This window comes from Parabacteroides sp. D25 (assembly GCF_000307475.1).
GTDB classification, from domain to species: Bacteria; Bacteroidota; Bacteroidia; order Bacteroidales; family Tannerellaceae; genus Parabacteroides; species Parabacteroides distasonis.
This window is the reverse complement of the sequence record NZ_JH976501.1, coordinates 33,805-48,184: the sequence shown is the minus strand read 5'-3', so window position 1 is coordinate 48,184 and position 14,380 is coordinate 33,805. Positions and strand designations below refer to the sequence as shown.

Genomic DNA, 14,380 nt, shown 5'->3' with positions numbered 1-14,380 from the left:
TCTTTTTTTAAAGGCTTTATAGAGTATGATTCTACCTAGTACTTGAAGCTTCCTCCCCCCAAGAATTCACGGAGCAAGGAAGTTCCGGGAAGTTCCTCCGTCGGGATGTAATTAAAGTAGCGGAGGAAACGGAGCAAACGATACGCCTCCGCATTCGCCTTACTACTCTCCGGCACTTGCGCGAGGATCGGTTCCGCAAATTTGCGCAAGGCGGCCAGCTCATACAACATGGCGCTGTTAAACATAGCGTCCGCATTCTCCTGATACGGAAAGATCCATTTATCCTCACCCCGGCGAACGCTCGGCCAACGGTTGATCGTATCTTCCGCCGAATATCCCCTAAAGCGATAATCCCGGATGATACGGCGCAGCAGACGATTATCCGTCGTCGGTATCCAATTATGGTTATCCAAAGAGATAGAGGTCAAGACCGAGACATATACCCGATATTTATATTTATCATCGATAAACTCCGTCAGCTCCGGATTCAAGGCATGGATACCTTCTATCACCAAGATCGAGTTCTCACGAAGCTTAAGCTTCTTCCCTTTGAAAACCCGTTGGCCGGTCTCGAAATTAAAAGTCGGCAAATCGATCTCTTCCCCGGATAACAACTTCTTCAAATCCTTATTAAAATAGGGTAAATCCAGCGCATACAAGGATTCAAAATCATACTCGCCATGCTCATCCTTCGGTGTATCTTCCCGGTTCAAGAAATAATCATCCAAGGAAATTCCTACCGGATGAAGCAGGTTAGTTGTTAATTGCACTTGCAAACGCTTGCAAAACGTAGTCTTTCCCGAAGAAGAAGGGCCAGAGATCAAGACGATACGGATGCCCTCTTTATATCCATCGGCGATCTTTTCGGCGATCTTAGCAACCTGTTTTTCCTGCATCGCCTCAGAGACAAGGATTATATCCTGAGAGCGGCCTTTCTCTATCGCTAAATTCAAATCCCCCACATTATCTAAGCCGACAGTCCGCTGCAATGTAAGGTGTTCCTTATAAGCCTCGAACATCTTATCCTGCTTGATGACAGGCTGCAATTCCATCGGATCGGTCTGCTTCGGAATACGGAGCAAAACGCCATCCATATACGGTTCCAAGTCAAACAATTGGATATAGCCGGTCGAAGGGGTTAAACAGCCATAAAAGAAGTTGATATAACCTTCCAACTCATAATAAGAGGTATAAGGCAATCCCGCCGTCTCTATTAAGCGAGCCTTATCATTCATACCCCGCTCCCTGAACAATACGGCGGCATCCACCGTACGGACACTCTTATGGAGGAAAGGAAGATCCGCGTCAATCAACTCCCACATACGTTTCTTGATCCTCTCGATCGTCTCCAGATCGATGTTCTTGCCGTTATGGATCACGCAATAGTAACCTTTCGACACCGGATGTTCCAGATTTAAGGTCGCCGTCGGCCAAATATCATACACCGCCTTGGAAAATATATGGCAAAGCGAGCGGACATAGGTTCTCAATCCGGATAATTGAGTATAGTCGATAAATTCGATATCCTTCGGTTGCCAGCAACGGAAGTTCAAGCTTTCCGTCTTATTATTCACTTGCGCGTTCATCGGCCTGTACCGAAGCGGAGCGCCAAGCGCCGTATAAATGTCCAACAACGAAGAACCAATGGGTACATCCTTGTAGGTATTATTATTTTTGCAGTAAATTGTTATTGTCTCAGACATACTATCTCAGTTATTATTTGTAAATTCGCCCCCTAAAGTTAGGAATATTAATCGGATATACAATCCACTTAAACGTAATTTAAATGGACTATTCTTTTTTTGATTTTCTCCGGCTGATCGGCTCCTTGGCGCTGTTCTTGTACGGAATGAAGATCATGAGTGAAGGGTTACAAAAATTTGCGGGTGACAGTTTACGTCGAATACTAACCGCGATGACCACAAACAGAGTGACCGGTGTGCTCACCGGCGTGTTAATAACGGCTCTCATCCAATCCTCATCGGCTACGACGGTTATGGTCGTGAGTTTCGTGAATGCCGGACTCTTGACATTGACCCAATCCATCGGAGTCATTATGGGTGCCAACATCGGAACCACGGTAACGGCATGGCTTATCTCCGCCCTCGGTTTCAAGGTCGATATCGCCGCATTCGCCCTTCCCCTTTTAGCTTTCGCTCTCCCACTCTTCTTCTCAGGAAAAAGCTCTCGTAAATCAATTGGTGAATTTGTCTTTGGTTTCGCGTTCCTGTTCATGGGGCTTCAAAGCTTAAAGGCAAACGCCCCGGACCTCGGAGCGAATCCGGAGATGCTGGCTTTCGTGCAGAATTATACGGATATGGGATTTTTCTCCATCATCTTGTTCTTATTTATCGGAGCGATCTTAACCATGATCGTACAAGCCTCCGCTGCCACGATGGCTATTACATTGATTATGTGCGCCAACGGCTGGATCGATTATCATTTGGGAGTCGCTTTGGTATTAGGCGAGAATATCGGAACCACGATTACGGCCAACTTAGCCGCATTAACCGGAAACACACAAGCACGACGAGCCGCGTTAGCGCACCTTGTTTTCAACGTTTTCGGTGTCATGTGGGTTTTGGTGCTCTTCTACCCTTTCACGAATGCCGTCTCATGGTTTGTTACCCATGTAATGAAGGTCAGTGATCCGGCTGTGGCGGTATCCTTTAAACTGGCAGCGTTCCACACAGCATTCAATATCAGTAATACTTTCATTATGATCTGGTTCGTAAGCTTGATCGAAAAGACCGTATGTACGCTTATCAAGCCCAAGGTGGAAGACGAGGAATACCGCCTTCGCTATATCACGGGAGGTATGTTATCCACCGCCGAGCTTTCTATCCTGCAAGCGCATAAAGAAATCTCATTATTCGCCGAGCGTACGGCTAGGATGTTTAATATGGTGAAAGAATTATTCTACGAGAAGAATGAGGAGACCTTCCTCAAGACTTATAGCCGCATCGAGAAATACGAGAATATCAGCGACCGCATGGAGATCGAGATCGCAAATTACTTGACTGAAGTATCGGAAGGCCGTTTGAGTTCTGAAAGTAAGGAAGAAATCCGTATCATGCTACGTGCCGTCTCGGAAATCGAGAGTATAGCGGATTCTTGTAATAACCTTGCCCGAAGTATCAAACGCAGAAACGAGTTCAAATCCGAATTCACGGAGGAGCAAAACAAGCACTTGGATCATATGTTCGAGCTGGTATCCGGGGCGTTAAATCGCATGAACCTAATTTTGCATAAACCGGAACTCGTACATGATGATATCAATCCTTCTTATAACATAGAGAACGAGATCAACAACTACCGTAACCAGTTGAAGAGCCGGAATATCGAAGATATCAACAATAAGCTGTACCAATATCAAGATGGCGTTTATTACATGGACATGGTTAGTGAAAGTGAAAAGCTGGGCGATTATGTATTAAATGTTGTTCAAGCGGTTATCGAGAAGAAAATATAGTGTATATTTGTCCTTAACAATATCAACAGCCCTTTTCCGTTATTGAGAGAAGGGCTGTTTTTAATATATATCCACTATGAATTATAAGTATTATACGATCGTTATCCTTGGCCTTTTAGCATTCTCCGCTTGCGAGAAAGATGATATCGATATTCCGGCAACCGACAATGAAGTAAATCAATGGATCGAGCAAACGATGCGAGAGAATTATCTTTGGTATTCCGAGTTCCCGGATAAAAGTTCCTTGGACTTTAGTCTTGATCCGGAGAGCTTCTTCAAGGGCCTGTTATCCGATAAAGACGGGAAAGAGCTTTCTGATGGCCATCATTACTTCTCCCAATTAGAGAAAGCGACCGTAACAAAGAGCATTTACGACGCGAACAACTCATACGGATTCGATTTCGCGACTTCCAACCTTAAAGACGGAGGCAGGACCTATAAAATAGCCATTGTCCTTTATGTATTAAAGGATTCACCCGCCGAAGAAGCCGGATTGAAACGGGGAGACTGGATACTTGGCGTAAACGGCTCCTTGGGTTCTATCCAAGACTATGATGTGTTGAGAAGCGGAGGCAGCGTATCCCTCCAACTAGGAAAAGAAACAGGAAACACCAAGGGATTCGTCTCCACCCGAAGAGTTACCTTGAACGCATCCCGAACGGTAGAAGACACCCCATTCCTAAAAGATTCCGTATACACATATGGCAATAAGCGAATCGGCTATTTGATGTACAACCATTTCGCCTCCGGACCGAATGAATACGATTATAGCGACACTAGTTATAATCTTTATTTGCAACAACTCTTCGAAAAATTCAAAAGTCGCAACGTCAATGAGTTCGTACTTGATTTACGCTATAATGGGGGTGGGCTTGTCAATTGCGCCCAATTACTGGCTTCGCTATTAGTCCGTGAAAACGTTTTAGGAGAACCTTTATGTATCATGGAGTATAACGATAAAAACTCCAATAAAAATGAGACCTTACCTTTGCTCAAAACGACCGAGGTCATGGCGGGAAACTTAAACCTACAACGGCTATTTGTTTTGACAGGTTCAACTACGGCTTCTGCCTCCGAACTTATCATTAACTCGCTACGATCTTATCTAGACGTTCGGGTTATCGGTAAGCAGACTTTTGGCAAGACCGTCGGTATGACGATCTACAATGAATCTAAAAAATATGGCTGGATACTTTCTCCCGTCACTTTCCATATTTATAATAAGGATCGGGAAGCTGATTATGAAGACGGATTTCATCCCGATGTAGCTATCGATGAATTCAAGAGTGATCTAGCTGAATTCGGAGATTTGAAGGATCCTTTATTAGGACAAGCTATTTACGAGATAACCGGCCAGTCACCGCTCTTACGATCCGCTACCCCGAGGGGCAACCGGGAAATCCAATATAATCCCCCGTTGTCCTATAAGGATAACTTATTACTGATTCCAAAAGACTAAAAACAAGATATATGGAAAGCGCATTTCTTAAAATCATAAACGCAAAAGTATTAACTCCTTCGGGTCTCCTACCAAACGGGCAAATCATCATCTCGGATGGGAAAATAGTGGAGATCACCGGGCAAAACCGGGAGATTCCTCATGCGGAGATCATCGACGCAAAAGGATATTATGTGGCTCCCGGCTGTATCGACACGCATGTACACGGCGGCAACGGACATGATTTCACGGAAGCTACCCCGAAAGCGTTCTATGCGATCACAAGAGCACATGCTTTACAGGGAACAACGGCTTTATATCCTACATTGGCAGCTGCCCCTATCGATACCTTCCGGGAAGCGATCAAGACCTGCGAGCACATCATGAACCACCCGGAACAGGGAGCCCGCATCATGGGATTACATCTCGAAGGCAACTATTTGAATATGGCTATGAAAGGCGGACAAGACCCTAATTATATTTACCCGCCCGATCCCCAAGAATATAAGGAATTACTAAACAGTACCCAATGTGTTAAACGCTGGAGCGCCGCCCCCGAGCTTGACGGGGCTTTGGAATTCGGTAAATATGCGTCAGCTCATGGTGTGTTGGTTTCACTAGCCCACACCACAGCCGATTATCTCCAAGTGAAAAAAGCATACGAAGCCGGATTCACCCATGCTACCCACTTCTACAATGCCATGACTTCCGTCCATAAAGACCGTGAGTATAAACATGAAGGAACAGTAGAAGGTATTTATCTCATGAAAGATATGACCGTTGAAGTTGTAGCCGATGGTATCCACGTACCGCCGGCAATCTTAAAGTTGGTATATCAAATCAAAGGGGTAGAACGTACGTCCTTAATCACGGACGCAATGGCCGCCGCCGCTTGCGATAACGGTACGGAACATTTTCCGGACTCCCGGGTAATTATCGAGGAAGGCGTATGTAAATTAGCCGATCGCTCAGCTATCGCGGGAAGTATAGCTACCGGAATCCGTTTGATCCGTACCCTAGTCGAGAAAGCGGAAATTCCATTGCACGACGCTGTTCGTATGGCTTCCGAAAGCCCAGCCCGCCTAATGGGTCTTTTAGACCGTAAAGGAACATTGGAGAAAGGAAAGGATGCCGATATCATCATTTTCAACAACGATATAGAGATTCAAGAGACCTTCATCGAAGGTAAACGGCTCTCCAAAGAATAAGAAATCCAATAAACAATGACTTCTCCTATCTTGTTTTTAGATAAATAAGGGCATGAATGTATATGGAAAACGTAAAAGAACATTACTGGAGATACTCATTGATCACCATTATATTAGGACTAGGGGTAATTCTATTTTTTAAGATTACCCCGTTTCTTGGAGGTATACTTGGAGCATTCACCATCTATATATTGCTGCGTGGACAGATGTTCCATCTGACAGAAAAGCTAAATATGAGACCAGCTTTTGCAGCTTTACTGTTACTGGGGGAAACAATCTTATGTTTCTTAATCCCAATCACATTGGCGATCTGGTTGGTAATCAACAAAACTCAAAATATTAATTTAGACCCGACTGTACTGCTAAATACAGGCCAACATATAGCGGATCTAGTTCAGGAAAAGACCGGGTTTGATGTACTGGATAGAGGAAACTTATTAAAAGTGGCCTCTATACTCCCACAAATCGGACAGTTTTTAGTGGGTAGCATAAGCAGTTTCGCCGTAAATGTCGTCGTCTTGATTTTCATTCTGTACTTCATGTTGATAGGCGGAAGAAAAATGGAAAACTATCTATACACCTTATTCCCCTTCAGTGATCAAAACAAGGATGAGGTACTCAACGAGATCAATATGATCGTAAAATCAAACGCCATAGGTATCCCTCTTTTGGCGGTTATACAAGGTATCGTAGCGGTGATCGGTTACTTTATCTTTCAGACTCCCGATCCGCTGTTATTTGGGTTTCTCACTTGTATCGCTACGATCATTCCCATTGTAGGGACCGCATTGGTCTGGGTTCCGTTGGCGGCTTATATGGCTTTAAACGGAGATTGGGTACATGCCTTGGGATTGGCTATTTATGCCTTGCTTGTCATTACGAACGTCGATAATCTGATTCGTTTTATCCTACAAAAGAAGTTGGCGGATATACATCCGTTAATCACCGTCTTCGGAGTCGTAATCGGGTTGTCCTTATTCGGATTTATGGGGATCATCTTCGGGCCGCTGTTATTATCCTTATTCCTTCTTTGTATAGATATCTTCAAGAAGAGCTATTTGGATAAATAAAGAGTATCTACAGGACAGGGTATCTTAAAAAGTCATACCTTTACACTACATTTTGAGTAAAATGAATTAATATGTCACGTAGAACAGTAAACAATTGGAAGCCTATCAAGGGGCAACCTCTCACCGAATTAGACAAGAAAATCCTATATATCCAAAATAAAGGACATTTAGTACCCACCCGCAAGCTTATCAAGACTCCAGAGCAGATTGAGGGCATCCGCAGAAGTAGCGTGATCAATACAGGGGTGCTGGATTTAATCCAGAAGGAGATTAAAGAAGGTATGTCTACAGCTGTTATCGATAAATTGGTGTATGATTATACGGTAGGGCATGGAGCGATTCCAGCCCCCTTAAACTATGAGGGGTTCCCTAAAAGTGTATGTACCTCTATCAACGAGGTCGTTTGTCACGGTATTCCCAGTGAGAAGGAGATCCTAAGAGACGGTGATATTATTAATGTGGATGTCTCAACGATTTTAGATGGTTATTATTCGGATGCGTCCCGCATGTTCATGATCGGGAACGTATCTCCGGAAAAGCAGAAATTGGTACAGGTCGCCAAGGAATGTCTGGAGATCGGTATGAAAGCGGCGAAGCCGTTCGGATTCGTCGGTGATATAGGCAACGCTATTCAAAAGCATGCGGAGAAAAACGGATTCTCTGTCGTACGGGATTTATGCGGACATGGCGTCGGTCTGGAATTCCATGAGGAACCGGAAGTTTGTCATTTCGGACGAAAAGGAACTGGGATGCTTTTAGTTCCGGGTATGGTCTTTACGATCGAGCCTATGATTAACATGGGTACTTGGAAAGTATTTATCGACGAGGAAGACGGTTGGACGGTCATCACCGAGGATGAACTACCCTCCGCCCAATGGGAACATACCTTCTTGATGACAGAGACAGGATTGGAAATTCTTACCTATTAATATCTAATGCAATTAACGCTTCCGGGCCTTTTCCCGGGCTACCTTTTCCTTTTCCCGCAAGGCTTCCTTGCGGGCTTTTTCCTTCTCTTTCAATTTTTGCTTGTATAAGCGTTCCTTCTCCTTGCGCTCTTTTTCCTTCTGTTTCAAGCGTTGCTTATAAGCACGTTCTTTTTCCTTACGAAGGTCCTCACGAGCTTTCAGTTTCGCCTTACGGTCGGCTTCCGCTTGTTTCAGCTTGGCTTTGCGGTCAGCTTCCAGCTGTTTCTCTCGATCAGCCTTCGCTTTCAACAGGGCACGTTCTTCCTCCGCTTGCTTCTTGAGAAGTTCTTCCTGTTCTTTCGCTTTCTGCTCACGTAATTCCTTATCCGCCTTTTGCTGGGCCTCGAAAGCCTTACGAGCCTCTTCCTTGCGGGCTTCTTCTTCGGCAGCTTCCCGTTTACGGATCTCTTGGATTTCTTTCAAGGTCATGCCTTGATCCTCAACCGCCGGCTGAACAACAGGAACCGTATCCTTACGAAGGGTATCGACAGGCTGGATTTCCGGTTTGTCAAACGCAGGGACCTCAATCGTATCCGGGACGACTGGCATAGCAAGCTGTCGGACAGGTTCTTGAACAGACCGTTGTTCCTCCTCCGGCTCTGTAACAGGTTGTTTTTCTGGTTCAACTTCTGGTTTCAATTCATCTGCCTTTTCCGGCACTTCGGCTTCTTCCTCCGTGATCATTTCATCTTCAGTCGCCTCCTCCTCCTTAGCGGCTTCCATACGGGCTTTCCAACGACCTGCCAGATCCGGTAATTCCTCACCGAAGCTCTCATCGAAGAAGGTGATATATTCATCCAAGGTCTTGCCACGCATCAAGGTCTCATAATTATCATCAGAGATCGGTAACACGGCAACCGCTTTATTCAAGGCCGTAGCATAACCATCCTTACCGTATATCATCTTATAATATTGGATAATCTCATCAAAACTAATAAATCCTTTAATCGCCAGCATACTGATCGGGCCGGCCTGCTCCAAAGCCAAATCAAACTCTTTCACCATGAAGTTCGCAAAGTTATAAGCGGCGACAGCGAATAGCAACTGATTCTGATCTACGCTACCCGTAGGATATACCAAAAGCATCTGATAAGGCGTATTCCGTTCCGGATTAAATACACGGGCCGAATCCTCGGCAGATAACATACCATCCTCGCCCAAACCGAATCGTAAGTTCCAACTCATACCTTTCACACCGCCCTGCACCAAGGCACGTCCCCGAAGAACACCTTTCAACATCTCCCCGGCCAGTTCCGTGACATCTGCGTTCGGATACTTCTCGACCAGCGCTTTCAAGGCATTCTTAAAGCCTTCCGCATCCCCGGCCTGCACATATGATAACGCATCCAAGAACATGAATTTAGGCATCAATGTAGCCAATGGATATTTCTCGCTTACGTACCGGAAACTCTTACGTACATACGCTGTATCGCTCTCCAGATAACGGTCGTAAGTAGCTTGATAGATCGAGTCTTGTACCACATCCATCATGCGGATATTATACTCGTAATTCGGATCAGCCACAGCTACCGCATAATCGCTTTCCGGGAAGGCGTTCATTAGTTTATTCTTATACTCGGTAGCCAACACTGTATTTCCAGTTTTCAGGGCCATCAAATATACTTGATAATAGCTCTCCAAACGGTGCTCATTATCCGGGAAACGGCGTTCCAAATTCTCGAATGCCTCGACAGATAAGGGGATATCCTCCAACTTATCCTTATAGATCATCGCCATATTGTAAAGACCGTCTATAATAATAATGTTAGAAGCGTCTATATCCTCTTGCGTGAAAGGTAGCTGCTGTAGGTAATACTCACGGGTATGCGGATCATCGGCGGCAACAGCCGACAGGTCACCGCCTATCGAATCGGTCGGCAACGGCTCACCGTCCGGCCCTACCATTTGGGTGGAATCTCCCTCGGCCAGCATCTCCTCATCCAGATTCTCATTAAAGGTAGAGAGTTCCTTCTTACGGCGGCGCCAGTGATCTTCCAACGGACGACGTCCCCATTTACGCTGGAACTGTGTCTTTCCTTGCGCTACGGTCTGAGGATTATAGAAATAGAAAGACGCTCCACCGGACGCATTCGGCAAGACAACAGCATTGGTTTCCGTACCGGGACGGTCGATTCCGGTGCCTTTCGCTTCCTGCTCGGCCAGATAAGCCTCCTTCTCAGCCAAGGCTTTCGCCTCTTCCTCCTCTTTCTTTACCTCCTCAATCTTCTTATCGATAATCGCTAACCGCTCCGCTTCCGGCAATTTAGCCAAGGCTTGCAAACTGTCTTGAAGATGGACCGCTTCTACATGCACGACCAATTCATCCAGAATCGCCGACAATTTAGAAACCCGTTCATAATCCCTGTATTCCTTTTGAATTCCGGCTAAGGCTCCGCTAAAGCAAGGTTGCGCTTTCACGTAATCCCGCATCGTAAAATAGATATCTCCCAGCTTTATCTGGCAGATCGCCTTATCCATTCCATTCAATGTACTCTTATCGATACCGAGTTGATAGTTCTTTATGGCATTCACCGTATCTTCCCGGCTGAGGTATACATTTCCTAAAGCATAGTATACTTGATCCAGATAATCCTTATTCTTCTGGCTTTTCGCCATTTTCTCGAGCATCTTCACCACTTTCAAATAATTCGTACCCGAGAATACTTCTGTCTGACGGATACGTGAGGCAAATTCCAACTCATACGGAGGATTCGAACGGGCTACCTCACCAAAGGTCTTATAAGCCAAGCCATCTAATTCTTGATCCGCATAGATTTGTCCCAAAAGATACTTCATCCGGGTACGTTGCTTCCGGTTTTTCTCCGCCTTGATAGCGGTCTTCAGATAAGGGATGGCATCCTCGAACTGCCCGTTCTTGATCAAATAATCGGCATACACCGCCGCATATTGCTTCAAGACGGAAGCAGGAATACCGTTCTTGTTCATCTTATCCAAGATATCCTCGGATTCATAGAACCAACCCATCTCGGAATAACAACGGGCTTGCCACAAACGGGCCTCGGCCACGACCTCCTCGTCCTTCGCGTAATGACGGGCTATATAGGAAAAGGTAGCGGAGGCTTGCAGGAAATCGGCATTGTAGAATTGCGCCTGTCCCATGATCAGCCAACTATTCTTTAAGAAAGGGTTATACTCCTCTTGTTCTTGGATAGCACGTAGTTTGGGATTATTCCGCCAGCCCGGTTTCTTGGCCGGTTTCGCTTTTATGGAGTGTAGCTTAATAGCTTTATTACTTTTCTCGATCGTCCGGTCGAAAGGGCCGCCCGGCTCGGCTTTGTCTTTAGGCTGGGCGCTAATCGGATACATATAGATCCTGTCGGAATAGTTCTCTTTATATCCGTCCTGTTGGCTTTTCAGTGCCTCGTCAAACGCTTGTTTTCCATTGAAATAAATATTATAACGGGTCGTAAAGGCATGATAAAAACGGCTCGCTTTCGTGTTCTTCTTCGTGCTGCACGACCAAAGCAAGAGTACCGTTAATAACGCCACTATGTAGTAAAACCCTTTTTTCATTCTTTAATTAACGCCGTAACAACGGTTTTATTGCTTTCAAGGCCAAAAAGAGGACCACCAAAAACAAGATGATAAACGCACCGGAAGGCACGTTCAGGAAATAAGAAAGAACCAGTCCGGACACGCAACCCAGAAAGCCGATCGCGATACTTCCCCATATGATCTTCTTGAAGTCGGAAGTAAACAGGTTTACCGTTATTTGAGGCAAGGTCAGCAAACTCATCAATAGCATAATCCCTACCAAACGGATCGAAAGAACAATTGTCATGGCGATAAAGCACATCATCGTATACTCGATCCATTTTACCGGTAGGCCTTGCGTGACAGCGAAGTCACGATCGAACGCCACGTAAACAATCTCACGGAGGAAAAGGGAGAATATGAGTATCAACAATACCACCAACCCTAAAATCCATAAGATATCGGCCGTAGAGATCGTTAATATATTACCAAATAGATAGGCGGATAGATTCGGGGCGTACCCCGGGGTAAGGAAGATGAAGATCACTCCCAAAGCCATACCCAGCGACCATACGCCCGCTATAGCGGAATCCTCCCTTACGTTTTGCGTCTTGCTCGCCCACTCCACGCCAAAGGCAGAGAGGATCGAAAACAACATCGCCATCAAGATCGGGTTTGTTCCCAGATAAAAACCCAAGCCCAAACCTCCGAACGAAGCATGCGTGATCCCTCCGCTGATAAATACCAACCGGCGGGATACGATGTAAGTCCCGACAATCCCACAAGCGATGGCGGTTAGCAAGCTCCCGATCAAGGCGTTCTGAAAAAAGGCATATTGCAATAAATCCATATGATTCGTTTCCTAAATTAATGAGTACGGCGTTCGCCAATGATCAGGAATGCCTCATCCTTCAAGGCATCCGGCAAATTGATCCCTCGCAATTGCAGGCTACGGAGCCAACCGGCCACCTCCACTTCCCGGAGGGTATAAAGCACTTCACTAAACTCCTCAACGGCTTCCTCATCGTAAGCGTCCGCTTCCACTCCTTGGAACCGATCCAGTTCCTCATCGTTATAATATTCGATTTTCTTGCTGACGGCGGCTAATAAACTATCCCGCTCGCAAGTCTCATGTTGTCCGCAGCAAACCTCCGGAATCTCCTGTGCCTCGGGGATCTCCGAGATCTCCCCCCGTTCCAGCATCTTCTGAAGTTTCTTATTCCGGAAATACCCGGCGATAGCGGCTACGACACCCAGACCTATAAGACTTATGACAATGTACCACATAATTCAATTGAAAGTTGAGAATTGAAAACTGAAAATTAAAGGGCTGATTCCCTAATAGAGAAACCAGCGGCCTTAAGATCTTCCCAATAATGGGGATAACTCTTGCTGACCACTTGCGGGTGGGCGATCTCTATCCCCTCGGGACGTACCAAAGCGGCGGGAGCGAATGACAAAGCCATCCGATGATCCTCGTAAGTGGCGATTACCGGATGCGACTCCGGTTCCCTGCGTTCACCGTTCCACTCCAAGATGCTATCATTGCGATCCGTCAACACATAACCTAATTTACGAAGCTCTGTCTTCAATGCCTCGATCCGATCCGTCTCCTTGATCTTCAATGATTGAAGTCCCGTAAAGCGGAAAGGGATATTTAATAACACGCAAGTCACCACAAAGGTTTGAGCCAAATCCGGTTCATTCACGAAGTTATAAACCAACTTCTCACAGATATTTCCAGTATGCTTTAACACTACTCCACGTTTCGTATAAGTAGTGCCCACTCCCAATTGAGCGAACAACTTCGCTCCGGCGGCATCTCCCTGCAAGCTATTCTTGAATAAACCTAACAATTCGATCTCAGCATTTTTCGATAACGCCATGATCTCATACCAATAAGAAGCGGCACTCCAATCGGATTCCACCGTAAAACGAATCGGCTTATACTCTTGGGGAAGTACTTTGATCGTATTCTCCGTCCAAGAGGCTCTCACTCCATATTGCTCCATCAATTGCAAGGTGATATGGATATAGGGCCTAGAGATAATAGCGCCCTCCAAATGCAACGTAACCCCATTTTCTGTTAACGGGGCGATCATCAAGATAGCGGATATATATTGAGAGCTGACATTTCCCGGTAGCGAGATCTCTCCGCCTTGCAAGGCGCTTCCGAAAATACGCAAAGGGGGATAACCCTCCTTCTCCATGTACTCGATCCGGGCGCCTAAAGCGTTCAGCGCATCCACCAACACCTTGATCGGACGGTTCTTCATGCGTTCGGTTCCCGTAATCGTCCATTCGCCCACCACCTTCGAGAGGAAAGCAGTAAGGAAACGCATCGTCGTACCCGCCGCACCCACATTAAAATCCCGATCGTTCGAGTTTAATGCCTTTACCATCAAATTTGTATCATCGCAATCGGATAAGTTCTCCACATCGTATGCGCTATAACTTAGCGCATTCAAGATCAATGCCCTGTTACTGATACTTTTAGAAGCGGGAAGCTTTACGGTAGTCCGGATAGCGGAACCCGGAGCATCTATCTGATAATTCATCGCTTTCGTATATTCAAGATTCAAGAAGCAAAAGTACGAAAATTAGCGTACATATGGAGTATAACTGCGGGAAACTTTCTTTATGCTTCTTTTCGAATGCGAATCGTGACAAGGCATTCGTTTGAATCGCCCCAACCAGTAGACGGGAGGGGCAATAAAACGCCCTTTTAA

General features: G+C 45.7%; 10 protein-coding genes. 5 read left to right on the top strand and 5 right to left on the bottom strand.

Annotated elements, in window-relative coordinates; all coding sequences use genetic code 11:
- Positions 1–35: 35 nt before the first annotated feature.
- Positions 36–1,703, bottom strand: coding sequence for a nucleoside kinase (locus HMPREF0999_RS03895; protein ID WP_005860083.1), 1,668 nt, complete (start codon positions 1,701–1,703; stop codon positions 36–38).
- 83 nt (positions 1,704–1,786) lie between these two features.
- Between HMPREF0999_RS03895 and HMPREF0999_RS03890 the strand changes: the two genes are divergently transcribed.
- The 5 genes from HMPREF0999_RS03890 (at position 1,787) to map (ending at position 8,117) form a co-directional block, all read left to right on the top strand.
- The gene (locus HMPREF0999_RS03890; RefSeq protein ID WP_005860085.1) at positions 1,787–3,472 is read left to right on the top strand and encodes a Na/Pi cotransporter family protein; all 1,686 of its coding nucleotides are present in this window, start codon (positions 1,787–1,789) and stop codon (positions 3,470–3,472) included.
- A gap of 76 nt (positions 3,473–3,548) precedes the next feature.
- A complete protein-coding gene (locus HMPREF0999_RS03885; RefSeq protein WP_009275212.1) occupies positions 3,549–4,931 on the top strand; it encodes a S41 family peptidase in 1,383 nt (460 codons plus the stop codon).
- Positions 4,932–4,942: 11 nt separating this feature from the next.
- Entirely contained in the window at positions 4,943–6,118 is a 1,176-nt protein-coding gene (gene nagA, locus HMPREF0999_RS03880) for an N-acetylglucosamine-6-phosphate deacetylase (RefSeq protein WP_005860089.1), read from the top strand.
- A gap of 56 nt (positions 6,119–6,174) precedes the next feature.
- Positions 6,175–7,188 carry an AI-2E family transporter gene (locus HMPREF0999_RS03875; protein ID WP_005860091.1) on the top strand — a complete coding sequence of 338 codons (1,014 nt, stop codon included), beginning with the start codon at positions 6,175–6,177 and terminating at the stop codon, positions 7,186–7,188.
- Between the two features lie 71 nt (positions 7,189–7,259).
- Complete coding sequence (gene map, locus HMPREF0999_RS03870) at positions 7,260–8,117, top strand: type I methionyl aminopeptidase (RefSeq protein ID WP_005860093.1); 858 nt, start codon at positions 7,260–7,262, stop codon at positions 8,115–8,117.
- Positions 8,118–8,129: 12 nt separating this feature from the next.
- Here map and HMPREF0999_RS03865 read toward each other — a convergent pair whose 3' ends face one another.
- From HMPREF0999_RS03865 to HMPREF0999_RS03850, 4 genes are read right to left on the bottom strand one after another with little or no spacing between them, the layout of a single operon-like run.
- Positions 8,130–11,690 carry a tetratricopeptide repeat protein gene (locus HMPREF0999_RS03865; protein ID WP_009275211.1) on the bottom strand — a complete coding sequence of 1,187 codons (3,561 nt, stop codon included), beginning with the start codon at positions 11,688–11,690 and terminating at the stop codon, positions 8,130–8,132.
- Between the two features lie 7 nt (positions 11,691–11,697).
- Complete coding sequence (locus HMPREF0999_RS03860; protein ID WP_005863493.1) at positions 11,698–12,501, bottom strand: metal ABC transporter permease; 804 nt, start codon at positions 12,499–12,501, stop codon at positions 11,698–11,700.
- 17 nt (positions 12,502–12,518) lie between these two features.
- The gene (locus HMPREF0999_RS03855; RefSeq protein WP_005860099.1) at positions 12,519–12,938 is read right to left on the bottom strand and encodes a hypothetical protein; all 420 of its coding nucleotides are present in this window, start codon (positions 12,936–12,938) and stop codon (positions 12,519–12,521) included.
- A gap of 35 nt (positions 12,939–12,973) precedes the next feature.
- Complete coding sequence (locus HMPREF0999_RS03850) at positions 12,974–14,209, bottom strand: 3-phosphoshikimate 1-carboxyvinyltransferase (protein ID WP_009275210.1); 1,236 nt, start codon at positions 14,207–14,209, stop codon at positions 12,974–12,976.
- Between the last annotated feature and the right edge of the window lie 171 nt (positions 14,210–14,380).